The sequence below is a fragment of the Rhodococcus opacus genome (assembly GCF_012396235.1).
Lineage (GTDB): Bacteria > Actinomycetota > Actinomycetes > Mycobacteriales > Mycobacteriaceae > Rhodococcus_F > Rhodococcus_F opacus.
Genome location: NZ_JAAXPA010000003.1, coordinates 221,627 through 246,709, shown reverse-complemented (window position 1 = coordinate 246,709; position 25,083 = coordinate 221,627). Strand labels below are relative to the sequence as shown.

At 68.0% G+C, this 25,083-nt stretch carries 26 protein-coding genes, 1 tRNA gene and 1 other RNA gene; 17 read left to right on the top strand and 11 right to left on the bottom strand.

Annotation, left to right across the window (positions count from 1 at the left end):
* Positions 1-23: 23 nt before the first annotated feature.
* Both HGB39_RS05255 and HGB39_RS05250 read right to left on the bottom strand, forming a co-directional pair.
* Positions 24-722, bottom strand: a complete 699-nt coding sequence (locus HGB39_RS05255; protein WP_169692759.1) for a hypothetical protein — start codon at positions 720-722, stop codon at positions 24-26.
* Between the two features lie 84 nt (positions 723-806).
* Positions 807-3,065: a DNA polymerase III subunit gamma and tau gene (locus HGB39_RS05250; RefSeq protein ID WP_064079899.1), complete on the bottom strand. Its 2,259-nt coding sequence runs from the start codon at positions 3,063-3,065 to the stop codon at positions 807-809.
* Positions 3,066-3,275: 210 nt separating this feature from the next.
* Here HGB39_RS05250 and HGB39_RS05245 point away from each other — a divergent pair, with 210 nt between their 5' ends.
* Entirely contained in the window at positions 3,276-4,622 is a 1,347-nt protein-coding gene (locus HGB39_RS05245) for an ammonium transporter (protein ID WP_005566991.1), read from the top strand.
* A gap of 6 nt (positions 4,623-4,628) precedes the next feature.
* Here HGB39_RS05245 and HGB39_RS05240 read toward each other — a convergent pair whose 3' ends face one another.
* Both HGB39_RS05240 and fes read right to left on the bottom strand, forming a co-directional pair.
* Complete coding sequence (locus HGB39_RS05240) at positions 4,629-5,222, bottom strand: HhH-GPD-type base excision DNA repair protein (protein ID WP_043789991.1); 594 nt, start codon at positions 5,220-5,222, stop codon at positions 4,629-4,631.
* Between the two features lie 86 nt (positions 5,223-5,308).
* The gene (gene fes / locus HGB39_RS05235) at positions 5,309-6,349 is read right to left on the bottom strand and encodes an enterochelin esterase (protein ID WP_247607368.1); all 1,041 of its coding nucleotides are present in this window, start codon (positions 6,347-6,349) and stop codon (positions 5,309-5,311) included.
* A 188-nt stretch (positions 6,350-6,537) separates the two neighbouring features.
* Between fes and fepB the strand changes: the two genes are divergently transcribed.
* Positions 6,538-7,548: a Fe2+-enterobactin ABC transporter substrate-binding protein gene (gene fepB, locus HGB39_RS05230; RefSeq protein ID WP_005566995.1), complete on the top strand. Its 1,011-nt coding sequence runs from the start codon at positions 6,538-6,540 to the stop codon at positions 7,546-7,548.
* 86 nt (positions 7,549-7,634) lie between these two features.
* Complete coding sequence (locus HGB39_RS05225; RefSeq protein WP_005566997.1) at positions 7,635-8,471, top strand: DUF1206 domain-containing protein; 837 nt, start codon at positions 7,635-7,637, stop codon at positions 8,469-8,471.
* Positions 8,472-8,522: 51 nt separating this feature from the next.
* Here HGB39_RS05225 and HGB39_RS05220 read toward each other — a convergent pair whose 3' ends face one another.
* Positions 8,523-9,821, bottom strand: a complete 1,299-nt coding sequence (locus HGB39_RS05220) for an aspartate aminotransferase type Ic (protein ID WP_005566998.1) — start codon at positions 9,819-9,821, stop codon at positions 8,523-8,525.
* Between the two features lie 43 nt (positions 9,822-9,864).
* Positions 9,865-9,959: signal recognition particle sRNA small type (gene ffs / locus HGB39_RS05215), an RNA gene on the bottom strand.
* A 125-nt stretch (positions 9,960-10,084) separates the two neighbouring features.
* Here ffs and HGB39_RS05210 point away from each other — a divergent pair.
* The 4 genes from HGB39_RS05210 to HGB39_RS05195 all read left to right on the top strand — a co-directional run bounded on the left by HGB39_RS05210 (position 10,085) and on the right by HGB39_RS05195 (position 12,642).
* Positions 10,085-10,579 carry a DUF3558 family protein gene (locus HGB39_RS05210; protein ID WP_039951754.1) on the top strand — a complete coding sequence of 165 codons (495 nt, stop codon included), beginning with the start codon at positions 10,085-10,087 and terminating at the stop codon, positions 10,577-10,579.
* A 59-nt stretch (positions 10,580-10,638) separates the two neighbouring features.
* Positions 10,639-10,726 (top strand) — tRNA-Ser (locus tag HGB39_RS05205).
* 189 nt (positions 10,727-10,915) lie between these two features.
* Positions 10,916-11,875, top strand: coding sequence for an alpha/beta hydrolase (locus HGB39_RS05200; RefSeq protein WP_005253354.1), 960 nt, complete (start codon positions 10,916-10,918; stop codon positions 11,873-11,875).
* A gap of 86 nt (positions 11,876-11,961) precedes the next feature.
* A complete protein-coding gene (locus HGB39_RS05195) occupies positions 11,962-12,642 on the top strand; it encodes a YoaK family protein (RefSeq protein ID WP_005567001.1) in 681 nt (226 codons plus the stop codon).
* On the opposite strand, the gene HGB39_RS05190 is transcribed toward HGB39_RS05195, so the two are convergent.
* Positions 12,617-13,132 carry a COG4315 family predicted lipoprotein gene (locus HGB39_RS05190; RefSeq protein WP_005567002.1) on the bottom strand — a complete coding sequence of 172 codons (516 nt, stop codon included), beginning with the start codon at positions 13,130-13,132 and terminating at the stop codon, positions 12,617-12,619. The genes HGB39_RS05195 and HGB39_RS05190 overlap by 26 nt on opposite strands.
* A 155-nt stretch (positions 13,133-13,287) precedes the next feature.
* Here HGB39_RS05190 and HGB39_RS05185 point away from each other — a divergent pair, with 155 nt between their 5' ends.
* Genes HGB39_RS05185 through HGB39_RS05175 form a run of 3 tightly spaced genes read left to right on the top strand, consistent with a single transcriptional unit; the run spans position 13,288 to position 16,231 of the window.
* Positions 13,288-14,097 carry an AraC family transcriptional regulator gene (locus HGB39_RS05185; RefSeq protein ID WP_005567003.1) on the top strand — a complete coding sequence of 270 codons (810 nt, stop codon included), beginning with the start codon at positions 13,288-13,290 and terminating at the stop codon, positions 14,095-14,097.
* Positions 14,094-14,654 (top strand): TIGR03086 family metal-binding protein, encoded by a 561-nt coding sequence (locus HGB39_RS05180; RefSeq protein WP_005567004.1) that lies wholly within the window; start codon positions 14,094-14,096, stop codon positions 14,652-14,654. Before HGB39_RS05185 ends, HGB39_RS05180 begins: the two co-directional genes overlap by 4 nt.
* A gap of 38 nt (positions 14,655-14,692) precedes the next feature.
* Positions 14,693-16,231: a metallophosphoesterase gene (locus tag HGB39_RS05175; protein WP_054246860.1), complete on the top strand. Its 1,539-nt coding sequence runs from the start codon at positions 14,693-14,695 to the stop codon at positions 16,229-16,231.
* On the opposite strand, the gene HGB39_RS05170 is transcribed toward HGB39_RS05175, so the two are convergent.
* On the bottom strand, positions 16,221-16,802 hold the full coding sequence (locus HGB39_RS05170) for a TetR/AcrR family transcriptional regulator (RefSeq protein ID WP_043790165.1): 582 nt from the start codon (positions 16,800-16,802) through the stop codon (positions 16,221-16,223). The two genes, HGB39_RS05175 and HGB39_RS05170, sit on opposite strands and share 11 nt — an antisense overlap.
* 53 nt (positions 16,803-16,855) lie before the next feature.
* Here HGB39_RS05170 and HGB39_RS05165 point away from each other — a divergent pair, with 53 nt between their 5' ends.
* The gene (locus tag HGB39_RS05165; protein WP_005567438.1) at positions 16,856-17,524 is read left to right on the top strand and encodes a lysophospholipid acyltransferase family protein; all 669 of its coding nucleotides are present in this window, start codon (positions 16,856-16,858) and stop codon (positions 17,522-17,524) included.
* On the opposite strand, the gene HGB39_RS05160 is transcribed toward HGB39_RS05165, so the two are convergent.
* Positions 17,508-18,089, bottom strand: a complete 582-nt coding sequence (locus HGB39_RS05160; RefSeq protein WP_005567436.1) for a TetR/AcrR family transcriptional regulator — start codon at positions 18,087-18,089, stop codon at positions 17,508-17,510. The two genes, HGB39_RS05165 and HGB39_RS05160, sit on opposite strands and share 17 nt — an antisense overlap.
* A gap of 82 nt (positions 18,090-18,171) precedes the next feature.
* Between HGB39_RS05160 and HGB39_RS05155 the strand changes: the two genes are divergently transcribed.
* The 3 genes from HGB39_RS05155 (at position 18,172) to gluQRS (ending at position 20,408) form a co-directional block, all read left to right on the top strand.
* Positions 18,172-18,750, top strand: a complete 579-nt coding sequence (locus tag HGB39_RS05155) for a dihydrofolate reductase family protein (protein ID WP_005567434.1) — start codon at positions 18,172-18,174, stop codon at positions 18,748-18,750.
* Between the two features lie 79 nt (positions 18,751-18,829).
* Positions 18,830-19,441, top strand: a complete 612-nt coding sequence (locus tag HGB39_RS05150) for a TetR/AcrR family transcriptional regulator (RefSeq protein ID WP_005567432.1) — start codon at positions 18,830-18,832, stop codon at positions 19,439-19,441.
* 10 nt (positions 19,442-19,451) lie between these two features.
* Entirely contained in the window at positions 19,452-20,408 is a 957-nt protein-coding gene (gluQRS, locus tag HGB39_RS05145) for a tRNA glutamyl-Q(34) synthetase GluQRS (protein WP_064079900.1), read from the top strand.
* On the opposite strand, the gene HGB39_RS05140 is transcribed toward gluQRS, so the two are convergent.
* Entirely contained in the window at positions 20,377-20,946 is a 570-nt protein-coding gene (locus HGB39_RS05140; protein WP_005572850.1) for a DUF4190 domain-containing protein, read from the bottom strand. The genes gluQRS and HGB39_RS05140 overlap by 32 nt on opposite strands.
* A gap of 528 nt (positions 20,947-21,474) precedes the next feature.
* Between HGB39_RS05140 and HGB39_RS05135 the strand changes: the two genes are divergently transcribed.
* The 3 genes from HGB39_RS05135 (at position 21,475) to HGB39_RS05125 (ending at position 23,782) form a co-directional block, all read left to right on the top strand.
* Complete coding sequence (locus HGB39_RS05135) at positions 21,475-22,143, top strand: DUF2189 domain-containing protein (RefSeq protein ID WP_005253341.1); 669 nt, start codon at positions 21,475-21,477, stop codon at positions 22,141-22,143.
* 159 nt (positions 22,144-22,302) lie between these two features.
* Positions 22,303-22,935, top strand: coding sequence for an RDD family protein (locus HGB39_RS05130; protein WP_005561585.1), 633 nt, complete (start codon positions 22,303-22,305; stop codon positions 22,933-22,935).
* Positions 22,936-23,053: 118 nt separating this feature from the next.
* Positions 23,054-23,782, top strand: a complete 729-nt coding sequence (locus HGB39_RS05125; RefSeq protein WP_005248717.1) for a queuosine precursor transporter — start codon at positions 23,054-23,056, stop codon at positions 23,780-23,782.
* 43 nt (positions 23,783-23,825) lie between these two features.
* Here HGB39_RS05125 and tgt read toward each other — a convergent pair whose 3' ends face one another.
* Positions 23,826-25,070 carry a tRNA guanosine(34) transglycosylase Tgt gene (gene tgt, locus HGB39_RS05120; protein ID WP_005561587.1) on the bottom strand — a complete coding sequence of 415 codons (1,245 nt, stop codon included), beginning with the start codon at positions 25,068-25,070 and terminating at the stop codon, positions 23,826-23,828.
* Positions 25,071-25,083 lie beyond the last annotated feature (13 nt).

Sequence of the window (25,083 nt, the reverse complement as noted above, 5' to 3'; positions counted from 1 at the left end):
CATGATGCGAACGAGTATCGCCCCTACTCGCGCACGGTGTCGGCGAAAGCGAAACCGATCGCGCTCACCAGCACCCACAGCGGTCCCGTGAACCCGGCGAGGTACTGCAGCGGCGAGACGCCGATGACGGCCGTCACCAGGCCCAGGACCAGGCTGACCCAGCCGATCCACCGTGGGCCCGCCTGTCCGCGCAGCAGTGCGACGGCCACCGCCACCGCGCTGACACCCGCGCCCGCCCACAGCCACGGGATGGTGCCCATCCAGTGGCCGCCGACCACCGCGAACTCCGGCACCAGCTGTTCGTTGTCACCGAGACCGAACACCAGCTCGGTGGTCAGGCCGGTCCCCAGCAGGCACGCCGCCGACGTCAGGACCAGACCGAACGCCGCGACCGACGGCAGGATGCTCTCGGCGGGCAATGCGGCTCGCAGCCGCTGGGACAGCCCGGCGGCGAACACGAGGATCAGCAGCGCCGCGGTCATGATCGACACGTGCATGACGAGGATCCCCGTGCGCTGTCCGGCGAGGCCGTTCATGATGGCAACCGGGTCACCGGCCGACGCCTCCGCGTAGACCGCGTCGATCGACATGCTCGCCTGGATGCCGACGATTCCGGCCACGCCGGCGAGGACCCCGACGTAGGCCCACCACCGGCCACCTCGCGGTCGCCCGGTCGCCGGGACCTCGTTCTGCACGCCGTCTGGAACATTCACTGTGCTCATGGGACGAGAATCGGCCACCCGGCGTCCCGGGCACCAGGGGCGGATGTCCCGACGTGACGGGACGGCGACGACTGCCCCGTCGGGTCAGCCCTCGAGCTTCTTGGCCCCGAGCATGTCCTTGAGCAGTTCGAACGCCACGTCTTCCGGGTCGCGGCGGGTCGCGGGGTCGGCGGGTTCCGCCGCCTCCGCGAACATCTCTTCCTCGTCCTCGGGTGTGGAGACGGGCGGCGTCGTCGCCGAAGCCTCGTAGTCGATCGGCCCGGGATCGTCCGGGTAGTCGGGTGCCTCCGGCGGCGGAATGTCGTCGTCCGGCTCGGACGACGGACGTGCCTGACCCGCACCCGGACCCGAGTCGGAGCGCTGCGTGTCGGACGGCTGCTGCGGCGGACGCTGCGCAGTCTTCTCCTGGCTGGGCCGGGAGAATCGCGGTGCGCCTGCCGGCTTCGTCGGCGCTGCAGCGGCCTTCGCGACCGGTGGGGGCGGCGCCGTCGGAGCACCGGCCTGATACTCCACTTCCCAGGTGCCGCCGAACATCTCGGTGAGCACCTCGGTGATCACCTGGGCGTTGTGCGGTGACGCGATGCGAGCGCCCAGGTTGGGGACGGGGTGCGCCAGGATCAGGCGGTTGCCCTGAACGTCGTGCACCGTCGCGGCCGACAACATGGCGGGCAGAATCTTGTTCCGCTGACTCACCTTCTCGCGCAGCGAGTTCCAGGACTCGCGCAGCGCGGCGGCATCCGGGCCGGTCGATGCGGCGGGCTCCGCCTCCACTTCGGGGGCGAGCGGTGGCTCCGGCTCCGGTTCGGGAGTCGGTTCCGGCGCAGGAGTCGGTTCCGGTGCAGGAGTCGGTTCGGGTTCCGGGACGGGAGCGGGCGCCGGCGCGGGGGCCGGCTCGGGCTCGGGTGCGGGAACAGGGGCCGGTTCGGGCGCGGGCGTCGGTTCGGGGACAGGCGTCGGCTCGGGCTGCGGCTCCGGTTCGGGAACGGGTGTCGGCGCGGGTTCCGGAACCGGCCGCGGCATGGGTTCGGGTTCCGGCTCGGGCGGCGGGGGCACGGTGGCTGCCGCGGCCTGGCGCAGGGACGGTCGCTGGAACTTCGGTTCCGGTTCCGGCTCGGCAGGCGGTTGCGGCGCACGCGCAGGAGCCGCCGTGGGCCGCTCGGCCGCGTCGACGGCCGGCGCCGACCCGGCGGGCGGAAGTCCGCGTTCGACGCGTTCGAGTCGCTGCAGCACCGCGGACTCCACATCGGACGCCGAGGGCAGCAGCATCCGGGCGCACATCACTTCGAGCAGCAGGCGGGGGGCGGTGGCGCCGCGCATCTCACCGAGGCCCGCGTGCATCACCTCGGCGTAGCGGGTGAGCGTGGCGGGACCGATCCGCTGGACCTGGGCGCGCATGTGCTCGAGCACGTCGCCGGGCGCGTCGACCAGGCCACGTTCGGCGGCGTCGGGCACCGCCTGCATCAGGATGAGATCGCGCAGGCGCTCGAGCAGGTCGACGGCGAACCGGCGCGGATCGTGGCCTGCGTCCATGACCCGGTCGACCGTCCCGAACAGCGCTGCACCGTCACCGGTGGCGAGCGCGTCCACGGCGTCGTCGATGAGCGCGACGTCGGTGACGCCGAGCAGCGCGAGCGCGCGCGGGTAGGTGACGCCCTCGTCGCCGGCTCCGGCGAGCAGCTGATCGAGGATGCTCAGCGAGTCACGCGGCGAACCGCCACCCGCGCGGATGACCAGCGGATACACCGGGTCGGCGACCGGCACACTCTCCTGGTGGCAGATCTTCTCCAGCAACCCGCGCATCGTCGCCGGCGCGAGCAACCGGAACGGGTAGTGATGGGTGCGCGAACGGATGGTCGGCAGCACCTTCTCGGGTTCGGTGGTGGCGAAGATGAAGATGAGGTGCTCCGGCGGCTCCTCGACGATCTTGAGGAGCGCGTTGAAACCGGCCGTGGTGACCATGTGGGCCTCGTCAACGATGAACACCCGGTACCGCGACTCGGCGGGCGCGTAGAACGCGCGGTCACGCAGCTCACGGGTGTCGTCGACGCCACCGTGGCTGGCCGCGTCGAGTTCGGTGACGTCGAGGTTGCCCGATCCGCCGGGGCCGAGCGCCACGCACGAGGGGCACTGGCCGCACGGCGTCGAGGTCGGACCCTCGACGCAGTTCAGCGATCGGGCCAGGATGCGGGCAGACGACGTCTTGCCACAGCCGCGGGGACCGGAGAACAGATACGCGTGGTTGATCCGTCCGGCGTCGAGAGCGGTGCTCAGTGGTTCGGTGACGTGCTCCTGCCCCACCACCTCGGCGAAGGATGCGGGTCGGTACTTCCGGTACAGGGCCACGCGGAAAGACTACCGGCGGTCCCCGACAGTCCGGGCCGGGTGGTCGAAGCGCCCGCTCAGCACCCGCTCGGGGCGCTACTCACAAGCAAAAGTCCGAACCTGACCGCATTGTGTAACACGTTCGCAACGCAGCGGCAGCACAGTGGAAACCGCTCGCGGTCATCGTGACTTTCCGCGCCGGGTTTCGTCCCGGTGTGTGAGGAGAATGTCGTGCCTGCAATCGACGCCGGAGCAACCGCCTGGCTTCTGATCAGTACCGCGCTGGTCCTTCTGATGACGCCGGGCCTCGCCCTGTTCTACGGCGGGATGGTCCGTTCCACCGGCGTACTGAACATGATCATGATGAGCTTCGTGTCGATCGCCCTGGTCACGGTCGCGTGGCTGGTGGCCGGATACTCCCTCATCTTCGGCGACGACATCGGCGGTGGACTGATCGGCGGGCTGGAGCACCTGGGGATGGTGGGCATCGACCCGACCACCGTCCACGGGCAGGTCCCCGAGATCCTGTTCGCCACGTTCCAGCTGACGTTCGCGATCATCACCGCCGCGCTGATCAGCGGCGCGATCGCCGACCGGGCCAAGTTCTCGGCCTGGATGATCTTCGTGCCCGTCTGGGCCCTCGTCGTCTACGCACCAGTCGCACACTGGGTGTGGAACCCGCAGGGCTGGATCGCGCAGTTCGGCGCCCTCGACTACGCGGGCGGACTGGTCGTCGAGATCGTGTCCGGCGCGTCGGGCCTGGCGCTGGCGCTGGTCCTGGGCCCGCGCCTCGGATTCCGGTCCGAGTCGATGCGCCCCCACAACCTTCCGCTGGTGCTGCTGGGCGTCGGCCTGCTCTGGTTCGGCTGGTTCGGTTTCAACGCCGGCTCGGCGCTCGCCGCCGACGGCACGGCCGCCGCGATCTTCCTCAACACCCTCGTCGCCGGGTGCACGGGCCTGCTCGGGTGGCTCCTCGTCGAGCAGAAGCGGGACGGCCACCCCACCACCTTCGGTGCGGCGTCCGGCGTCGTCGCGGGTCTGGTCGCGATCACCCCGTCCTGCGGCACCGTCAGCATGGTCGGGGCGCTGGTCGTCGGCGCCGTCGCCGGTGTGGTCTGCTCGTTCGCCGTCGGCTGGAAGTTCCGCCTCGGGTACGACGACTCGCTCGACGTCGTGGGTGTCCACCTGATGGGTGGCATCGTCGGCACCCTCCTGATCGGACTGCTGGCCACCGAGGTCATGACCGACGGACCGGAAGGCCTCTTCTACGGGGGCGGGTTCGCGCAACTCGGCAAGCAGTTGCTGGCCGTGGTGGTCGTCGCCCTGTACGCGTTCGGCGTGACGTACGCGCTGGGCAAACTGATCGACCGAATCTTCGGGTTCCGGGTGAGCGCGGAGGACGAGTCGTCCGGCATCGACCTCGCGTTGCACGCCGAATCGGCGTACGAACACGGTGTGCTCGGGCACGGTCCGGGCGGCGGCGGTCAGGGCAACAGCGTCTTCCCGTGGATGCACGAGGCCGAACGTCGGCGGCACCTGGACGCCGAGCGAAAGCAGAAGCCGTCCGATCCCGAGTAGCGGCGGCTACTTCTTCTTCGCTGCCGCAGCCTTCTTCGCCTCGGCCTTCGCGGCCTTCTTGAAGTCGCGGACCTCGTGGAGGCTCTTGTCGTCCACGACGTCCGCGATCGACCGCCGGGATCCCTCGGTGCCGTAGTCGCCTGCGGCCTCCCGCCAGCCCTTCGGCTCCACACCGATCTGTTTGCCGAGCAGTGCCAGGAAGATGCGCGCCTTCTGATCGCCGTAACCCGGCAGCGCCTTCAGCCGTTTCAGGACCTCTTTGCCGTCGGGATCGCCGCTGGTCCACAACGCCTCGACGCTGCCGTCGTAGTTCTCGACGAGGAACGCGCACAGCGACTGGATGCGGGTGGCCATCGATCCGGGAAACCGGTGGACCGCCGGAGTCTGTGCGCAGACGGCCGCGAACTCTTCCGGATCCATCTCCGCGATGCGGTGCACCTCGAGGCCGCCGATCCGGTCGTCCAGCTTCTTCGGACCCGCGAACGCCGTCTCCATCGGAACCTGCTGATCGAGCAACATCCCGATGAGCAACGCCAGCGGATCACTCGCCAGAAGTGCGTCGGCGTCCGGATCCCCTACCAGATTCAGCGTGCGTGCCATGCTCTGATCCTGCCATCCCACGATCGGGCGGGTGCGCCCTTCACCTCGACGCGCGGTTTATTCACAGAGTTATCCACATCACTGCATTACCGGTCGGTACGCTCCAGCATCGAGGCCACGCCGGCGATCAGACCGTCGCGCCAGTGCAGGACGTCGTGGCCCCCGCAGAACTCGCGGTACCGCACGTCGTGGCCGGTGCCGACCAAGAGGTCGCGCACCTCGCGGTTGGGTTCGACGAGCATCCATTCGAGTGTCCCGACCTCCACGCTGAACCGGCTGTTCGACGGGGCCGCGACGCGGACGCGGTGCTGGAACGGGACTCCCGGCCCCGAGCCGGGCCACCAGAACGATCCGGACAGGCTGCAGCCGGCCACGATTGTCGACGCGGAATCGTCGGTGGCACCCCATTCCCGCCGCAGCCACGGAAGCAGTTCGCCGGCGAGACCGGACGCGAACGCGGCACTGCAGCCCAGCTCCTCGGAACGCAGTTCGGGTCCGACACTGTCGACCATCACGACGAGCGGAACCCGGTGCCCCGTACGTGCGAGCGCGTCGACGGAGCCCGCGATCGGCAGGTCGGCCGCCCACGTCCGGCCGTCCAGCACCACCACGACCGGACGGTTCCGGGCGGTGAGTCCGGGCGGTTCGTAGACCCACACCGACCGGCGCGTGCCCGACAGTGTGAACGTCGTCTCGTGGAGCACGCCGCGGCCCGGCCGGTCCGTCCACCAGAGCTGCACGGGCGCCGCCGGCATCACGGCCTCGGAGCTGTCGCCGATCTGCACCACCCGCGTCGGCAGTGGGTTGAACGGGTCGGACTGCGCGTCGGCGAGCACGCTCCGCCACCACTGCCAGCCCGGGGTGTCGCCGGGAACCGTCGCTGTTTCCGTGCGGGGGATGAAACGGTAAGCGCCGCGCCACTTCTCGGGGACCTCGATCGACAGGGACCAGAGGTCGGTGCCGGGTAGCCGCGACAGCGCGGCCTGTTCCAGGCGGGAGCGGTCGGTGATTCCGTTGGCGTCGAGGTAGACGTGCCGCGTGCGCGACGTGCGCTCCTCGCCGTCCGGATCCCGCCAGCAGAACGTCGCGATCACACAGCCGGGGTCTGCCCCGTCCGGTTCGATCAGGGGACTGCCCGCGGCGGCGAGACGGTCCCAGACGCGGGGACGCCGTCACGCGTCAGGTCGTCGATCGACCGTACGCGTACGACGCGACGCTCGGGTCCCGGCACTCGTTGCAGCATCCACTTCCCCATTCGAATGTAGGTAACGCTAGCCTAAATTAGTTGCTTACCCGTGCGAAAGAGAGTCTTACCGTGAAACTTCGTCGCTCACTGGCAGCCGTCGCTGTCCTCGCCGTCGGGATCGGCGCTGCCGCGTGCTCGTCCGATCCCGATTCCGACGCCGCGACCACCGGCACCACCGCCGCGTCCGACCAGAGCTGGCCGCGCACCGTCAGCGACGAGACCGGCAGCATCACGCTCGAACAGCAGCCCGAGCGGATCGTGTCCACCAGTGTCACCCTCACCGGCTCACTGCTCGCCCTCGACGCTCCCCTGATCGGCACCGGCGCGCAGAGAGCCAGCGACGTGACCGACGAGAACGGTCTGTTCACGCAGTGGGCGGACATCGCCGCCGAGCGCGGCGTCGACACGCTGTACCAGGGAGAACCCAACGTCGAGAAGATCACCGCCGCCGATCCGGACCTCATCTTCGTGTCCGCCACCGGCGGCGACTCGGCGCTCGATCAGGTGGACACGTTGAGGCAGATCGCGCCCGTCGTGGTGCTGCGATACGACGACCAGTCGTGGCAGGACCTCAGCGGACAGATCGCCGCGGCAATCGGGGCCGAGGCACAGGCCGACGCCCTCGTCGCGAAGTTCGACCAGCAGCTCGAGGACGCCAAGTCGGCGCTGGGCGACAAGGTCGCTGCGGCGAACCCGGTGAATGTGCTCGCGTACAACTCGCCGGAGGAGTCGCGGATCTTCACCGCCGAATCGGCGCAGGGCATCCTGCTGGAACGCCTCGGATTCTCGCTCGCCGAGCTGCCCGCCGACCTCACCGCCGCCGACAAGGGCATCATGGCCGGCCGCAAGGACGTCGTGCCGGCCGGGCAGGAGAACCTGCCGCGAGCGGTGCCCGGCAACACCACGTTCATCGTGATCGGTGAAGCAGCGGACGCCGACAGGTTCCTCGCCGATCCGACGCTGCGGGAGACGCCGTCCGTGGAGAAGAAACAGGTGATCGGGCTCGGGAAGGACAGCTTCCGCCTCGACTACTACAGCGCGTCCAACCTGATCGACCGGGTCACGAACACAGTGCGATAACGCTCATCCCGTGTCGGCGCGGCCCATATCGGGTACCTCTACGTCACAGGGACTCCGGTCCGTTCGCACAACCCGAAGGACACCCGATGGCCCAGAACGAAACGAATCGAGCCAACGGGATGAGCCGCGCCGTCGACAGGGCAACCGACAGCAACACTTTCGAACGGGTCGCGCGCGCCGGCCACGTGATGAGCGGTTTCGTCCACCTGCTGATCGCGTACATCATCATTCAGCTGGCGTTCGGCACCGGCGGCAACGCCGATCAGTCCGGGGCCCTCGGCGCCCTGGCCGCCAAACCCGGTGGCCGGTTCGTGCTGTGGGTGGCGATGGTCGCGTTCATCGCGATGGCGCTGTGGCGGCTCGCCGAGACCGTCCTCGGCCCCCACGTCACCGAGAATTCCGGGGGCGACTGCGACGACACGTCCCTGCTGGACCGCGCGAAGGCGTTCGGCCTCGCCGTCGTCTACTTCGCGTTCGCCTTCTCGGCATACCAGTTCGCGAGCGGCGGCGGGAAGTCGAGCGGTCAGCAGAACGCCGGAATGAGTGCACGCCTCATGGAGTCCGGGGGAGGCAAGATTCTTCTCGTGGTGGTGGGTCTCGTCGCCATCGCGATCGGCGGCTACCACATCTACAAGGGGGCGTCGAAGAACTTCCTGGACGACCTGAAGGGCACCCCGTCGAAGCTCGTCGAACCCCTCGGAGTGGTCGGCTACGTGGCCAAGGGCCTCGTCATCGCGGGCGCGGGCGTGCTGGTGATCGTGGCGGTCGTCAACGCCGACCCGTCCAAGGCCACCGGCCTCGACGGCGCGGTGAAGACCCTGGGCTCGGCGCCGTTCGGGCAGTTCCTCCTGGTCCTCGCCGGACTGGGCATCGCCGCGTACGGGCTGTACAGCTTCGTGATGGCGCGCTACGCCAGGATGTAGAGACACGTCCGGCCGCTCACCCGGGAAGGGTGAGCGGCCAGACGTCGTCTGCTAGGACTTCGGCAGGTCCAGGCGCGATTCGGTGGCCGCGAGCAGCACGCACGTCGCGACACCGTTCATCGACTTGTCCAGATCCTCCATCGAGGGGAAGCTCGGCGCGAGCCGGATGTTCTTGTCCTCGGGGTCGACGCCGTACGGGAAGGCCGATCCGGCGGCGGTGAGCGCGATCCCCGCGTCCTTCGCCAGGGCGATGACGCGCTTCGCGGTGCCCTCGACGACGTCCAGGCTGATGAAGTAGCCGCCCTTCGGCTCCGTCCACGACGCCACCTTCGACGCCCCCAGACGGTCCTCGAGGATCTTCAGGACGAGCGCGAACTTCGGCGCCAGGATCTCGCGGTGCTTCTCCATGTGGGCGCGCACACCGTCGGCGTCACCGAAGAACCGCAGGTGCCGCAGCTGGTTCAGCTTGTCGGGACCGATGCTCTTCTTGCCGAGGTACTTCTGGTACCAGGCCAGGTTCGCGGTCGAGGAACCGAAGAAGCTGACGCCCGCACCGGCGAACGTGATCTTCGACGTCGACGCGAACACGAGCGGCCGGTTGGGGTTACCCGCCTCCGCGGCCATCCCGAGGATGTCCAGCGACGGCGCCGTCTCGCCGACGAGCGGGTGGACGGCGTAGGCGTTGTCCCAGAACAGCCTGAAATCGGGGGCGGCGGTCGGCATCGACGTCAGCGTCCGCGTGACCTCTTCCGAGTACACCGCGCCCGTCGGGTTGGAGTAGTTGGGAACGGCCCACAGACCCTTGATCTGCGGATCGTTCGCCACCAGCTCGGAGATGACGCCGACGTCGGGGCCGTCCGGGCGCATCGGCACCGGGATCATCTCGATGCCGTAGGTCTCGGTGATCCCGAAGTGGCGGTCGTAACCGGGCGCCGGGCACAGGAACTTGACCTTCTCCTCCTGCGACCACGGGCGCGGGGAGTCGGGGGTGCCGTGCAGCAGGGCGAACACGACGTTGTCGTGCATGATCTCGAGGCTGGCGTTGTTGCCGGCGAGCAGGTTCTCGACGGGGATGCCGAGCAGTTCACCGAAGATGGCGCGCAGCTCCGGCAGTCCGGTGAGCCCGCCGTAGTTGCGGGTGTCGGTGCCGTTGCCGTCGCGGAAGTCGCCGTCACCGGGCAGTGTCAGCAGCGCCGCCGACAGATCCAGCTGCTCGGGCGAGGGCTTGCCGCGAGTGAGGTCGAGCGTGAGCTTCTCCGTCTTCAGCTGCGCGTAACTCGCAGTCTGGCGCTCGTGCTCCGAAAGTAGTTCCTCATGGCTCATCAACCCGATCTGGGTCTGGTTGGTCATCAGGAGCGGCCTCTCACCGACGTCGTGGGTCGGGTATGCGAAAGATAGGGGACCCCGCGCACCCGGCAGAGCCCGTTGACCCTTGCTGCCTTCCGGCCCTGGGGGAGTTCACAGGATGCGCGCCGCGCGGGATCCACCACAGAGTGTAGACGGCCCCGAGCCGTGGTCGGGATCCACCCCGGCCCGCGCCCGACGCGCCACCTCTGACCACGGCCAGTGTTACCGTCGCCCCCGCATTCGGCCACCGTCGGCAAAGGATCGGGATGAAACTCAGAAGGACAGCACACGCGGTGACACTCGCCGCCGTCGTGGCAGCACTGTCGGCATGCGGCGGAGGCAGCGACGACGCAGCCACGTCGGACGCGGTGAGCTGGGACGCGGCCGAGCCGTGCACGCTCGCGGACGATGCGACGCTCGCACCGCTTCTCACGGCAGGCGCCGGCGAGGGCACCGCCACCGACAGTCCCGAACGTCGCGCCTGCACGTGGGGTAAGCCCGAGGCGCTGAACACCGTGACGATCACCACGACGAGCGCGCCGGAACCGGTCGACCCGCTGCGCACGATCGACGTCGGCGGACTCGAGGGGCGCGCGCTCGCCGAGAGCAAATACCAGTGCATCCTCGAGATCACGACCGATGCGGGCACCCTGTCGATCGAGACCAAATTCGGTCTCGACGCCACCGCTAACCCGGACACGTCCTGCGACCGGTCCGTCCCCCTCGCCGAGCACGCCCTTACCCAGCTGAAGTGGGCCTAGAACGGGCGGCTACCTGGCCGTTTAACGGTGAGCCGCCGTCGTTGGGTATGCTCCTCCACGGAGGATTCGCCTAGTGGCCTATGGCGCTCGCCTGGAACGCGGGTTGGGTTAACGCCCTCAGGGGTTCAAATCCCCTATCCTCCGCCACAGGAACCCCTGTGAACTGCTGAGAAGCGGTTCGCAGGGGTTTCTTTTTTCTGTCTCCGAGCGACGACCGACCGGCTGTCGGATCCGAAAGTCCTGGCCACAGCAGGCGCAACCCGTTATCTTCCTGTTATCGTCGGCGGTGCAGCGTTCGCTGTGCTGTGTGTCGATTCGAGATAAAAGGACATTCGTATGGCGATTCGTCGCACCCGCGCACTGATCGTGGGCCTGGTCGCAGTGTTGGCATCGGGCCTCGTGTCCGTATTGGCCGGAACGGGCGTCGCCCACGCCGACTCGGCCCTGATCTCGGTGTACTCACCGTCGATGGACAAGGACATTCCCGTCAAGGTGCTCAAGGCCGCGGGCGGTGGTCCCGCGCCGACCCTGTACCTGCTCGACGGTCTGCGGGCACCGGACGACAACAACGGCTGGCTGATCGAGACCGACGTGGAGAGTTTCTTCGCCGGCAAGCACGTCAACGTGGTCATCCCGTTCGGCGGCGGCGGCACCTTCTACTCCGACTGGCAGCGCGACGACCCGAAGCTCGGCCGCGTCAAGTGGGAGACGTTCCTGACCAATGAGCTGCCTCCGGTGATGGCTTCCCAATTCGGCAGCGACGGGGTGAACAACGCGGTCGCGGGTCTGTCGATGAGCGGCACCTCCGCGTTGAACCTCGCCACGCACCGCCCCGACTTCTACAAGGCGGTCGCGTCCTACAGCGGATACCCGACGGCCAGCTCGCCCGGCTTCGCGCAGGGCATCCAGGTCTCGGTCGCCCAGATGGGCGGCAACGCGCTGAACATGTGGGGCTTCTGGCCGTCGGCTGCGTGGCTTCGCAACGACCCGCTGCTCAACGTCGGCGCGCTGCGCGGCAAGTCCGTCTACATCTCGTCCGGCGCAGGCTCGACGGCGAGCGATCCGACCGTCGACCCGGACAGCGCCTCGTTCGACCCGGTGAAGTTCTCGCAGACGGTCCCCCTCGAGACCGCCTCCGGTCTGAGCAGCAAGGTTTTCGTGCCCGCGGTGCAGCGCGCAGGCGCCAAGCTGCAGACCCACATCACCGACGACGGTCTCCACACGTGGAACTACTGGCAGGACCGCTTGCACGAGTCCTGGGCCAACACGCTGGCGCCCGCCCTCGGGACGTCCTGAGCCAGGCGTCGTGATCGCCTGACCTACGCCACAGTGGCCCCCGATCTCCGGATCGGGGGCCACTGTCGTCGGCTGCGGTGTTTGATGTGGGTGTGCCGATCGACGACAGCAAACGGACGCTCGCGCTGGCGGTGGTGCTGTCCACGCTGGCCGGTTACGTCGACGCGCTGGGATTCATCACGCTCGGTGGGTTCTTCGTCGCGTTCATGAGCGGCAATCTCACCCGGTTCAGTGTCGGGTTCGCGGACGCCGAGTGGGCGCACGCGGCGACTGCTGCCGCGGTAATCGGCATGTTCGTCCTCGGCTGCGCCCTGGGTGCCGTGGTCGTGCACCTGTCCGAGCGACGGCGCCTGCCCGTCCGGACGACGGTGCTCGCGGTCGTGTCGGGACTGCTGATCGCGGGCGCGGTGGCCGCGACCGTCGGGGCGAGCACGGTAGCCGTCGGCGCGATGCTGCTCGCGATGGGCGCCGAGAACTCCTTCTTCCAGCGCGACGGCGAGGTGACCATCGGTCTCACCTACATGACGGGCGCGCTCGTGAAGATGGGACATCGACTGGCCGGGGCACTGTTCGGTGGGCCGCGGTGGGCGTGGCTACGACATTTCGCACTGTGGGCCGGCCTGGTGGTGGGCGCGGTGACGGGCGCCCTCGCGCACCACTGGATCGGGCTGGACGCCCTGTGGTTCGCTGCCGTCCTGTCGGCAGCGCTGACCGTCACCGTCCACCTGAGGATCGACCGCGCTACTCGCCGCCCGCAGTTGTCGTGACCGGGTTGCCTGCGGAGTCGAGGGTCCACCACACGCTGCCGACCGCCTGACCGAATGCGTCCCCGGGTTCGTTGTCGTCCTTGTAGCGGTACACGGGGCGGCCGTTCACGGTCAGCTGATGGGTGCCGTCCGCCGCCGGGATGGTGTCGATGACGACTTCCTGCAACCCCTGCACGGTCGGGTTCTCGGTGACGGTGGTGACCGGCGGCCACGACTGCAGGCACGTGTCCCGGCACGAACTGGCGCCGGAGCCGACCTCGTCGTTGTCGTACACGTAGACCGTCATACCACCGTCGTCGACCATCACCTCGCCGAGCGTCGTCGGTCCCATCTTCAGGACGGGTGTGCCGGGCGCGGCGGGCGGGGACGTCGGCGTCGGAGACACCGGGGCGTTGCCGCCCGTGTCGCCGGAATCGGTGCTGTCGTAGGCGCAACTCGAGAAGGTCAGGCTGACGGCGGCGATCGCTGCCAGCGCCCATGTTCGTCTCATGGAGTCCTCGTTCTCTGTGACGGCGAAGTGGCGGGCCTCCGGGGAACCTCTGCGGACCCGTGCATACAGTTCACCTCGAGTTGCGTGCCGGTGCGGGCACTTCGGGCGATGTGACCGGCCCGCACGTGTCGGTATCCGTGATTAGGCTCCTGGGCATGGGCTGGTACACGCCGACCGCACCGTCGCCCGACCTCACCGGCACCCTGGTGTGCGGGTGGTCCGCGCGGACACAGGGCGAGCATCTGCTGGTGCCGGACGCGTGCATGGACATCCTGTGGATCCCGGGTGTGGGAATCCGCGTGTGCGGTCCCGAAACCAGGGCCTGGTCTTTCGCGCTGCCGCCGGGCACCGAATCCGTCGGCGTCCGTTTCCGTCCCGGTGCCGCCTCGCATCTGCTGCGGACGTCGGCGGCCGAGGTCCGCAACATCCGGGTCGGTCTCGGGGACGTGCTCGGGTCCACGTGGGAACGGAAACTGACCGACCGGCTCGACAACGCTCCCGGCTACGCGGAACGCATCGCCCTGTTCGAGAACGCCGTGCGCGCGTGGCGAACCCGCGGACCGGAAGCCGACCCTCTGATCGGCACCGTCCGGAAGGCGCTCGCCCGGCATTCGTGGAACGTGGGCGCGCTCGCCGACGCCGCCTCGGTCACCGAGCGGCAACTGCAGCGGCGATGCAACGACGCGTTCGGATACGGGCCCGCGACCCTCCGCGGAATCCTGCGGCTGCAACGGTTCATGGCGCTGGCGCAATCGGGGACGCGGACCGGACTCGCCGAACTCGCCGCCACCGCCGGCTACAGCGACCAAGCGCACCTGTCGCGGGAATGCCGGCGGATCTCCTCGCTCACCCCGTCCGACCTCCTCACCAGTGAGGCCCCCGACTGGCACGGAACGGAATCTGTCGTCGATGTCGGAAATGTTCAAGCCCTCGGACGCGGGACGGGAGAAGAATCGGCAGCATGACCTCGACAACCGAAACCCCCGCAGCCCACTACCGCGACCTCGCCGCGAAGTTCACGAAGCGCGTCGAATCCGTACCCGCCGCACGCTGGGACGACGCGTCCCCGTGTGACGGCTGGACGGCCCGCGACGTCGTGCGGCACGTGATCGACACGCAGCGCTACATCGTCACCGTCGTCGATCTGGAACTGCCGGAGCCGCCGTCCGTCGACGACGACCCGGTGGCCGCGTGGGCGGCCACGCGCGATGGCATGCAGGAGATCCTGAACGACCCGGCTCTCGTGAGCCGCGAGTACGACGGGCACTTCGGCCGCACCGACCTCGGCAAGACCATCGACAGCTTCTACTGCTTCGACCTGGTGGTCCACGGCTGGGACCTGGCCCGGGCCACCGGCCTCGACGAGACCATCCCCGCAGGCGACCTGACCTGGGTGGGCGGCGTGGCCGAGCAGATGGGCGAAAGCATCCGCACGGCCGGAGTGTGCGGCCCCGCCGTGGACGTCCCGGCGGACGCCGACGAGCAGACCAGGGTCCTGGCCTTCCTCGGCCGCAAGGCCTGACCCGAGCGCCTGCCCGGTCGCGCTTGTAACCTCAGGTCATGAGCGTGCCGGGCAGGATCGCCGCGCTGACGGCGGTGTCACTCGCCGCGGCGCTGCTCGGCGGTGACGTGGTCGCGGCGGCCGATCCCGAACCCCGGGGCGCGTCCGGTCTGCCGGCGCGTGGCCTCGTCACCTCGGCGCCCCTCGCATCCGCGGTCATGTTCGCCGGGATCACCGGCGACGCCGCTCCCTCACAGCGGGTTCCGGGTGAGGAGTCGGACGGTAGGTCGGCCACCAGCCACCGCTTCGACGAGTACCCGTACATGCGGTACGAGGTCCGGTTCGGCCCGGAGTCCGCCGGCACGGACGTGACCTGGCACGGGCGTTCGGTGAATCTCGACGACCTCGCAATGCACGTGTGGGACGAGGAGGGGCAGAGCTGGGGTGAGCCGGTCGCGACGGCGCAGCCGTCCGGTCCGGGCGGTCCGGTCACCCTGACCACCCGGATCGAGAGCGAGGACTCCGCTCAGATCCTCGTCATCGACGGCCCTCGACGGGATCGGAGTTTCCGCGAGGCCAACGCGACAGCCGATCAGCAGTTCGCCGACCCGAACGCGTACGACTTCGCGCTGCAGCACATCAGCGACACCCAGTACGTGTCCCGGGACCGGCCGGAGGTGTACTTCGACATGACCCGCTGGACCGCCGAGAATGCCGCCGAACGCAAGATCGCCTATTCCATGCACACCGGCGACCTCGTCCAGAGTTGGATTCGTCCGGGAGCACCCGAGTCCCGCGCCCGGCCCGAGTTCGAGGTGGCGGACAAGGCGATGGCGACGCTCGAAGAGGCCGGCATTCCCTACGGTGTCCTGCCCGGCAACCACGACAACCTGTGGAACGTCGGCGGACGACTCATTCCCGGCGAGCACGAGAAGAACCACGCCCTCTACAACGAGTTCTTCGGGCCGTGGCGGTACCGTGACCAGCCGTACTGGGGCGAATCCGTCACGGACACGGACAATTCGGCGCACTACGACCTGCTCGACATCGCCGGCGCGAAATTCCTGATGCTCTACATCGGCTACAACCCACCCGAACACGTGCTGCAGTGGGCCGAGGACGTGCTCGCCGACCACCCGGACCGCAACGGGGTGATCGGCAGCCACTACTACCTGGACGAGGACGGCTCGCTGCGGATGAGCGGGTTCGGCGACATCGGTAGCAGTGCGGGACAGCAGATCTGGAATCGGCTCGTCGTTCCCTTCGAGACGGTCTTCCTGGTCCTCGCGGGACACGTCGACGGGCAGACGACGGTCACCGACCGGAAGGTGGGCGACACGGACCGGAAGGTCGTGGAGTTGCTCGCCGACTACCAGTACTTCACGGTCGACAGCCGCCGCGAGACCGGGTTCCAGCGACTCCTGCAGTTCGATCTCGACGGCGGAACCCTCGCCGTCACGACACACTCCCCCACGCTGGACAGCTTCCGGGTGGAGGACTTCGATCCGCAGCGTCGCTACCAGCCGGACGACGGGGACTTCGTCACCGATGTGGAACTGCGGGCCGACCTGCCGCGCGCCGTCCTGCCTACGCCCTGAGATGGAGGTCGATCAGCTGCGCGACGAACGCCTCCACGTCGAAGTCGCCGACGATCACCTCGATGCTGCGGGTGGCGCGGAGGGTCGCCACCCCGTGCAGCTGGGTCCACAGGTTCAACGCGACCACGTGCGGGGTCTCGGCGCCTGCGTCCGCGACGAGTGCGACGACCGTCTCGAACAGGGGTTTCGAGTGGTGCCGCAGGTCCTCTCCCGAACCCTCGAGCAGGTCGTGCCGGAACATCAATTCGAACAGGGTGCGGTGGGTGTCGGCGAAGGAGAGGTACTGCCGTGCCGTCCGCCGCACGCGTGCGAGGGGGTCCGCCTCGGACACGATCGCCGACCGGAGCCGTTCGGACAGCTCGGCGAATCCTGACGCGGCGATCGCGGCGAGCAGCGCCTTGTGGGTGGGAAAGTACCGCCGCGGCGCGCCGTGTGAGACACCCGCGTGCCGGGCGACGGCGCGTAGCCCGACGGCGTCGATGCCGCCGTCGTCCAGCAATTCGCGCCCGCAGTCGATCAGCCGCGCGCGCAGGGGTTGCACTTCTCCACTCATGTAGCCAGTGTCTATCATGACAGGGGGTAGACAATGTCTACTCACTTTGGCCCCCGAGTCAGGAGTTCACCGTGTGGTACTGGATCTTCAAGTACGTGCTGATCGGACCGGTGCTGCGGATCGTCGGGCGGCCCACGATCGACGGCGCGCACCACATCCCGGTGTCGGGCCCGGTGATCCTGGCGAGCAATCACCTCACCGTCGTCGACTCGTTCTTCCTCGTCCTGATGGTGCGCAGGCGCATCACGTTCGTGGCCAAGAGCGAGTACTTCACCGAGGGCGGCGCGAAGGGTCGCGCGAAACGCTGGTTCTTCACCGCGGCCGGCCAGGTGCCGATCGACCGATCCGGGGCCTCCGCGGCGGAATCCGCACTGAACACCGCGGAGAAGATCCTGGACGACGGCAAGGTCTGGGGAATCTACCCCGAGGGCACCCGGTCGCCCGACGGTCGACTCCACAAGGGCAAGACCGGAATCGCCCGGGTCGCGCTCGCGACGGGCGCCCCGGTCGTGCCCGTCGCCATGCACGGCACACGACAGGTCAACCCCGTCGGATCGAGGATGTGGCGATTCGGCACGGTATCAGTGACCGTCGGCGAACCACTCGACTTCTCCCGATTCGCCGAGCTACGCGACAACCGGCACGTCGTCCGGGCCGCGACGGACGAGCTGATGCACGCCCTCATGACACTGTCGGGCCAGGAGTACGTGGACGACTACGCGCTCAGGCGTCCGGCGTAGCGACGGCACGCGTCACGAGATCGGCGACGAGCCGCTCCGTGTCGACCCCGTCGAGCACGCCGGGCAGCGTCAGGTGCTCGACGATGAGCGCATTCATCGCGAGGTACAGCATCAGCACGGTGCTGCGATCACCGGGCAGTCCCGAGTCGAGGTGAAACCCGATGTCGCGCTCCAGGTTCTCGGAGATCGTGCGCGTCAGCGCGGTCCGCAACTCGGGCCGCCGGACCGCTTCGAGTCGCAATTCCTGCAACGCGAGATAGCCCGTCCGATCGCGGGTGATCCTGCCGAACAACCCCTGCATGTACTCGATCGCGAGCTCGAGATTCTGCGGCTTGCGACCGCTTTCCTCGACCACCGAGGGGTCGGGGCCCATGCGTTCGTGAATCCGCTTGCCGACCTGGTCGAACAGGTCGTCGCGGCTGGCGAAGTAATTGGTGGCCGTCCCCTTGGGGACGCTCGCCTCGACGTCGACGGCGCGGAAGGTGAGACCGCGTGCACCCTCTCGCGCAAGCACTTCGATCGCCGCGTTCACGAGAGCCGCACGTCGTTCCGGATTCTGCACCATCGGCACTCCTCGACAAAAGACTTGCAACCACTTCGGACATAGTACTACAAATGGAGTAGTTATCGACTTCGGGAGGACTCACATGCGAAAGCTCGTCTACTACGCCGCCGCCACCATCGACGGATTCATCGCCGGCGCCGACGGCTCGGACCCCACCGGCACCATCTTCGAGATCGACGGCGATCACATGCCCGTGATGATCGCCGAGTACCCCGAGACGGTCCCCACTCACATGCGGGCACCGCTGGGAATCGACGCCCCCAACAACCATTTCGACACACTGCTCATGGGCCGCGCCACCTACCAGCCCGCCCTCGACCTCGGCGTGACCAGCCCGTACGCGCATCTGCGGCAGTACGTCTTCTCGACCACGATCACCGAGTCGCCCGACCCGGACGTCGAGATCGTCGCGGGCGATCCGATCGAGAAGGTGCGCGAACTCAAGCGAGAGGACGGCAAGGACATCTGGCTGTGCGGCGGCGGGAAGCTCGCCGCCGCCGTGGAGCCCGAGATCGACGAGCTCCGGATCAAGCTCAACCCCGTCGCGATCGGCACCGGCATTCCCCTGTTCGACGGCGAATTCGGCCCGCAGCGGTTCCGGCTGGCCGCGTCCCGCGCGTTCGAGAGCGGGATGATCTTCCTGACGTACGTCCGCCGATAGCCGAAGTCACACCCGCCACTCGCGGCAACACGCGCACCTGACGCAGGTATTAATTCAATACGTCAGTAATGTTCGAGGCATGCGCGAACGCCGATACTCGTCCACCAGCCCCGAACGCCTGGCCGCAGCCCTGTTCGACGTCGCGGCCGAGTCGGGTCTCGAGGGCGCCAGCGTGCGCGAGGTCGCCAAGAGGGCGGGCGTGTCCATCGGAGCCGTCCAGCACCACTTCTCCACGAAGGACGAGATGTTCGCGTTCGCCCTGCGAACCCTCGTCGACAAACTACTCACCCGACTGTCGGAGGTCGACCGCGGCGGGGATCCCGCCCGGGCCCTGTTCGCCGCGATGTCCCAGTTGCTCCCGCTCGACGAGGCGCGGTCGCGGGAGGCGCACGTCATGGCGGCATTCGCCGTCCGGGCCGCCACCTCCCCGTCGCTCGCCGAGATCCGGCGCAAGACCCTGTTCACCATCCGGACGGGACTGTCCGCCGTGCTCATCGGGATCGGCACCCCGGAGGCGGAAACCCGTGCGGCGCTTCTCCTCGCCACCGTCGACGGTCTCGCCCTCGATGCGATCGGCAGTCCGGCGCTGTACCCGCCCGAGTACCTCGAGCACGCCCTCGACATTCAGCTCGGCATGATTCTGCAGGGCGCCGACGTCGTGCCGTCGTCGTCGATCGAACTGGCCAGCTGACCCTCGGCCGATGTCACATCCGTCTCGTCAGAGTGAACCGCCGTCACATCGGGCGGCGGGCGCGGGTCGGTTCGCGCCCAGCCCGTCCGGCGACCTGCACCTCGGCAACCTCCGGACGGCCGTGCTGGCGTGGTTGTTCGCCCGGTCCACCGGCCGACGGTTCCTCATGCGCGTCGAAGACCTCGACCGCGTCCGCGAGGGCGCCCGGGACCGGCAACTGGCCGACCTCGCGGAACTCGGCCTCGATTGGGACGGCGACGTCGTCTCGCAATCACACCGACTGTCGCGGTACGACGCGGCCATCGCCGAACTCCATGCCGCCGGTCTCACGTACGAGTGTTTCTGCACGAGAAGAGAAATCCAGAAAGCGGCGTCGGCGCCGCACGCACCGCAGGGCGCCTACCCGGGGACGTGCCGCAACCTGACACCGGACGAACGCGCAGACCGGCTCGCCGGCGGACGACCACCCGCGCTGCGCCTGCGCGCCGGCGTCACCTCGTTCACCATCGACGACGTCCTGCACGGCAGCTATTCCGGCATGGTGGACGACCTCGTGCTGCGTCGCGGCGACGGCACACCCGCCTACAACCTCGCGGTGGTCGTCGACGACGCCGCCCAGGGAATCGATCAGGTGGTACGCGGCGACGACCTGCTCTCGTCCGCGCCCCGTCAGGCATACCTCGCCGGGCTGCTCGGGTTGACCACCCCCACCTACGCGCACGTGGCCCTCGCACTCAACGAGGACGGCAAACGGCTCGCGAAACGCGACGGCGCCGTCACGCTCACCGACCAGAAAGCGTTGGGACGCACCCCGAGCGACGTCCTCGGAGTGCTGGCGACGTCGCTCGGGCTCGCGGAACCGGGCGAGGTCGTGGATCTCGGGATACTCCTCGACCGGTTCGACCCGGCCCGCCTGCACCGCGAACCGTGGGTGGTCAGGCTCCCGACGCCGCCGCAATCACCATGATCACGAAGAACAGGATCCAGCCGACGACGTAGGCGCCGCCGATGGCGATTCCGGCGATCGCGAGCCCACGGCCCTCCTGCCCGGACTGCTTGATCTGGCCCAGCGCGATGATGCCGAGGATGATGCCGACGACGGAGCCGACCCCGTAGAAGCATCCACCGACGATCGACGTGATCAGCGCCGCGATCGCGAGACCGTTCGTCCCCAGCGACTGCGGGTAGGGCGCGCCGTACGGGTTCGGTGCGCCGTACTGCGGGGCGGGACCGCCGTACTGGCCCGGCGGCCCGTACTGATTGGGTGCGCCGCCGTACTGGTTGGGGGCGCTGTACTGATTCGGGGCGGCATACGGGTTGGGCGTCCCGTACTGCTGGTTCGGAGCCCCGTACTGGTCGCCGCCGTACTGATTCCGATTCGGCGCGGCATACGGATTCGGCGACGTCCCGTACGCGCCCGGCTGCTGATAGTCGGGATACTTCTCGGTGGGCGCCGAATAGGTGGGATAACCGGATTCGTCGACCCCGTATCCGTCGCGCGGCAAGCCGGGCTCGCCGTAAGTGGGTGGTGTTTGCCCGTTGTACGGATTCGAATCGTCCGATCCCCCAGAATTAGTCACGATAACCAGCGTAAAGCATCAAAACCGCAGGAGAAGAAGCAGACCAAAGGGAGGCGAGTAAAGGATTGTCCACGTAGTGTTTATTCGCACTGTCACGCGCGAGCATTCAACTCTTGCTGAGGGGATCACATGACGACTGGTGGATACGACCCTAACGACAAACCTGAAGGTGGTGACCAGGGCGGATACCCCCCGCAGGGCAATCCTCCACCGCCGCCCGGTGGTTATCCGCCGCCCCCGGGGAATTACCCTCCGCCGCCGCAGGGACCGCCGCCCGGCGGATATCCGCCACCGCCGCCCGGCGGAAACTACCCGCCGCCGCCCGGCGGAAACTATCCACCGCCCGGTAATTACCCACCGCCGCCGCCCGGCGGAAATTACCCGCCGCCGCAGGGCAATTACCCGCCGCCGCACCAGGGACCGCCGCCCGGTGGATATCCGCCGCCCCCGCCGATGTCGGATTACGGCACGCCTGGGCAGACGCCGGGGCAGTTCTCCGTGGGCGACGCGATCGGCTACGGCTGGAACAAGTTCAAGGACAACGCGCTCATCTGGATCGGCATCCTGCTGATCGCCGCCATCATCCAGGTCGTGCTGAACCTCGTCTTCGGCGGCTTCAGCACGTCGTCCGACATGAGCGCGGCGTTCTCGGTGTGGCGCATCATCGGCACGATCGTCACGACCATCGTCGGCTACCTGATCAATGCGGCTCTGGTGCGGGGCGCATTGCACGAAGTGGACGGGAACAAGCCGGCGTTCGGTTCGTTCTTCCAGTTCACCAATGTCGGGGCGATCATCATCGCCAGCGTGATCATCGGTGTGGCCGCCACCATCGGTTTCGTCCTGCTCATCATCCCGGGTCTCATCGTGATCTTCCTGACCTGGTGGACGCTGCAGTTCGTCATCGATCAGAACGAGGACGCCATCACCGGCATCAAGTCGAGCTTCCGCGTCATCTCGCAGAACGTCGGCCCGGTGCTGCTGCTGGCCCTGGCCCTCGTCGGCATCAACATCGTCGGTGCAATCCTCTGCGGCGTCGGACTTCTCGTCTCGATCCCGATCACGATCATCGCGTCGACCTACGCGTACCGCGTGCTCACCGGCCGTTACGTCGCGGCCTGACCGACCGCTCCCCACGGGTGAGCGTGCTTCCTGTCCAACGAGGACGGAAGTATGCTCACCCGTTTTGCTACTCCCGTCACTCGAGTCACTCCCACCCCTTGCGTAAGGTGCTCAGGCGTCATCCGAGACATTCAGGACTCGAGATTCGAGGGGGAACACATGACTACCGGTGGATTCGATCCAGGCCAGGGACAACAGCCGTTCGGCGGGCAGCAGTACGGGCAACCGCACTACAACGGGGCGGGGCAGCAGCACGGACAGCAGTTCGGTGCACCGCCGCAGTTCGATTCGGCGCAGCAGTTCGGCACCCAGCCGTTCGCGCAGCCGGACTTCGGGTTCGACCCGTCCCGCCCCGGTGAACTTCTTCCCCGCCTGGGCGCACGAGTGATCGACGGCCTGATCGTCGGCATCCCGATGGCCGTGGTCAGCACCGTCCTCGCGCTGGTGCTGGGCAACTTCGTGGGCAGCGTCCTCGGCGCGATCCTCACCGCGGCCGCCGCCGTCGGCTATTTCGTCTTCCTCGAAACGACGAGGGGGCAGACCCTGGGCAAGCAGATTCTGGGCCTGCGCGTCGAGGGCCCGAACGGCGGACTCCCCACCCAGCAGCAGTCGCTGACCAGGAACGGTTTCTACGTCCTGTCCGCGCTCGGCGGGTTCCCGCTCCTCGGGTTCCTGTTCGGACTGCTCGGCGTCGTCGCCGCGATCGTCATCGGGGTGACCATCAACGGCAGCCCCACCAAGCAGGGCAAGCACGACGAACTGGCCGGCGGCACGCGCGTCGTCCAGGGCTAGTCCGAACCACTCCCTACCGTGCGGGTGAACGTACCTTTCGTCGCGTCAGATCGGACAAAAGGTACGTTCACCCGTTCCTGATTCGCGCCTTTCCCCGTGCAGGTGCTTGGATTGCGGCGTGACAGCCTCAGATCAGCAGACCAAACCAGACGACCACGCGACGTTCGCGCACGTCAGCCGGGGGTACTACCCCACGTTCGTCGCCCTCTTCACCGCGACGCTGCTGATCTCGAATATCTGCGCGACGAAGGGCGTCGCATTCTTCGCCGATTCGTCGCTGACCATCGGACCGCTGCAGATCCTGCCCGTCATCACCGACGGCGGCTTCTTCCTGTTCCCGCTGGCCTACATTCTCGGCGACGTCCTCAGCGAGGTGTACGGGTTCAAGTCGACCCGTCGCGCGATCTACCTGGGCTTCGGCGCCCTGATCCTGGCCGCGTTCTGCTTCTGGCTCCTCATCGAGCTGCCGTCCGCCGACTTCTACGAGAACCAGGAAGCGCTGCGGTCCGTCGTCGGCGTCTACCCGCGTCTGCTGCTCGCCGGGCTGGCCGGTTACCTCGTCGGGCAGATGCTGAACTCGGTGACGCTGGTCCTGATCAAGGAGCGCACCAAGGAGAAGCACCTGTGGGCGCGGCTCATCGGTTCCACCATCGTCGGTGAGTTCGCCGACACCCTGATCTTCTGCTCCATCGCCGCAGGCGCGATCGGCATCAGCACGTGGAGCGATTTCGTCAACTACGTGATCGTCGGTTTCCTGTGGAAGACCCTCGTCGAGGTACTGGTCATGCCGATCACGTACCGCGTCATCGCCTACGTGAAGAAGCGCGAACCCACCTACCAGCTTTGACCCCCACGTGAGTGGGAAAGTGTGCCCGAGGACGCTTTCCCACTCACGTGCGGTAGAAGCGACCCAGGGTGTCGGCCTTGAACTCGTCGAAGTAGCCGCCTTCGATGCTGGCGCGGATCTGATCGACCAACCGGACGGTGAAGCGTTCGTTGTGGATGGTGCACAGCGTGGACGCCAGCATTTCCTTCGCCTTGAACAAATGGTGAATGTAGGCGCTGGTGTAATTCGCGCAGGTGTAGCAATCGCAGTTCTCGTCGATGGGCGTGAAGTCACGACGGAAGCGGCTGGTGTTGATGTTGAACCGGCCGTCCGGGTGGTATATCGCGGCGTTGCGCGCGACCCGCGACGGATTCACGCAGTCGAACGTGTCGGCGCCGTTCTCGATGGCCACGAAGAAGTCGTCCGGCTCGCTGATGCCGAGCATGTGCCGCGGCTTGTGCTCGGGAAGCTCCTCGTTGCACCAGCGGACGATGGTGCCCAGGTTCTGCTTCTCGAGCGCCCCGCCGATGCCGTACCCGTCGAAACCGCGGCCGCTCTCCCCCGTGATCGACTCGAGCCCCCGGCACGCCTGCCTCCGCAGGTCCTCGTACTGCGCGCCCTGCACGACCCCGAACAGCGCCTGGTACGGGCGATGGGAACGCTCGGCGGTGAGCTTCTCGTGCTCGGCGATGCAGCGCACCGCCCACGCCTGCGTCCGCTCCACCGACCGCTCCTGGTATCCACGGGTGTTCAGCAGTGTGGTGAGCTCGTCGAACGCGAACATGATGTCGGCGCCGAGCTGGTGCTGGATCTGCATCGACACCTCGGGGGTGAACCGGTGCCGCGACCCGTCCAGGTGCGATTTGAACGTGACGCCGTCGTCGTCGACGGTCGCGAGGCGTTCCTTGCCCTTCGCGATGACGTCGTCGGAGCGCACCCCGACGGCTTCCATCGCGAGGACCTTCTTGAACCCGACGCCCAGCGACATGACCTGGAATCCGCCGCTGTCGGTGAACGTCGGGCCGTCCCAGTTCATGAACTTGCCCAGACCGCCGGCCTCGTCGACGATGTCCGGCCCGGGCTGCAGGTACAGGTGGTACGCGTTGGCGAGCAGCGACTGCGCGCCCAGCTCCTTCATGCTCTCCGGCAGCACCGCCTTGACGGTGGCCTTGGTGCCGACGGCCACGAACGACGGCGTCGCGATGTCGCCGTGCGGGGTGTGAATGGTTCCGGTGCGGCCCAGCTGCCCGTCGAGTCGGGTGCCGACGGTGAAGAACGGATCGGGCGGGGTCGGGACTACGGCATTCACGGGTGTATCCAAT

Coding starts and splice junctions, on each gene's coding strand:
- HGB39_RS05225 (WP_005566997.1), top strand. CDS start 7,635: ATGGCCCAGAACGAAACGAATCGAGCCAACGGGATGAGCCGCGCCGTC.
- HGB39_RS05200 (WP_005253354.1), top strand. CDS start 10,916: ATGGCGATTCGTCGCACCCGCGCACTGATCGTGGGCCTGGTCGCAGTG.
- HGB39_RS05155 (WP_005567434.1), top strand. CDS start 18,172: ATGCGAAAGCTCGTCTACTACGCCGCCGCCACCATCGACGGATTCATC.
- HGB39_RS05210 (WP_039951754.1), top strand. CDS start 10,085: ATGAAACTCAGAAGGACAGCACACGCGGTGACACTCGCCGCCGTCGTG.
- HGB39_RS05240 (WP_043789991.1), bottom strand. CDS start 5,222: ATGGCACGCACGCTGAATCTGGTAGGGGATCCGGACGCCGACGCACTT.
- HGB39_RS05170 (WP_043790165.1), bottom strand. CDS start 16,802: ATGATAGACACTGGCTACATGAGTGGAGAAGTGCAACCCCTGCGCGCG.
- HGB39_RS05185 (WP_005567003.1), top strand. CDS start 13,288: ATGGGCTGGTACACGCCGACCGCACCGTCGCCCGACCTCACCGGCACC.
- HGB39_RS05130 (WP_005561585.1), top strand. CDS start 22,303: ATGACTACCGGTGGATTCGATCCAGGCCAGGGACAACAGCCGTTCGGC.
- HGB39_RS05220 (WP_005566998.1), bottom strand. CDS start 9,821: ATGACCAACCAGACCCAGATCGGGTTGATGAGCCATGAGGAACTACTT.
- gluQRS (WP_064079900.1), top strand. CDS start 19,452: ATGTCACATCCGTCTCGTCAGAGTGAACCGCCGTCACATCGGGCGGCG.
- HGB39_RS05175 (WP_054246860.1), top strand. CDS start 14,693: ATGAGCGTGCCGGGCAGGATCGCCGCGCTGACGGCGGTGTCACTCGCC.
- HGB39_RS05180 (WP_005567004.1), top strand. CDS start 14,094: ATGACCTCGACAACCGAAACCCCCGCAGCCCACTACCGCGACCTCGCC.
- HGB39_RS05160 (WP_005567436.1), bottom strand. CDS start 18,089: ATGGTGCAGAATCCGGAACGACGTGCGGCTCTCGTGAACGCGGCGATC.
- HGB39_RS05190 (WP_005567002.1), bottom strand. CDS start 13,132: ATGAGACGAACATGGGCGCTGGCAGCGATCGCCGCCGTCAGCCTGACC.
- HGB39_RS05255 (WP_169692759.1), bottom strand. CDS start 722: ATGAGCACAGTGAATGTTCCAGACGGCGTGCAGAACGAGGTCCCGGCG.
- HGB39_RS05135 (WP_005253341.1), top strand. CDS start 21,475: ATGTCGGATTACGGCACGCCTGGGCAGACGCCGGGGCAGTTCTCCGTG.
- HGB39_RS05150 (WP_005567432.1), top strand. CDS start 18,830: ATGCGCGAACGCCGATACTCGTCCACCAGCCCCGAACGCCTGGCCGCA.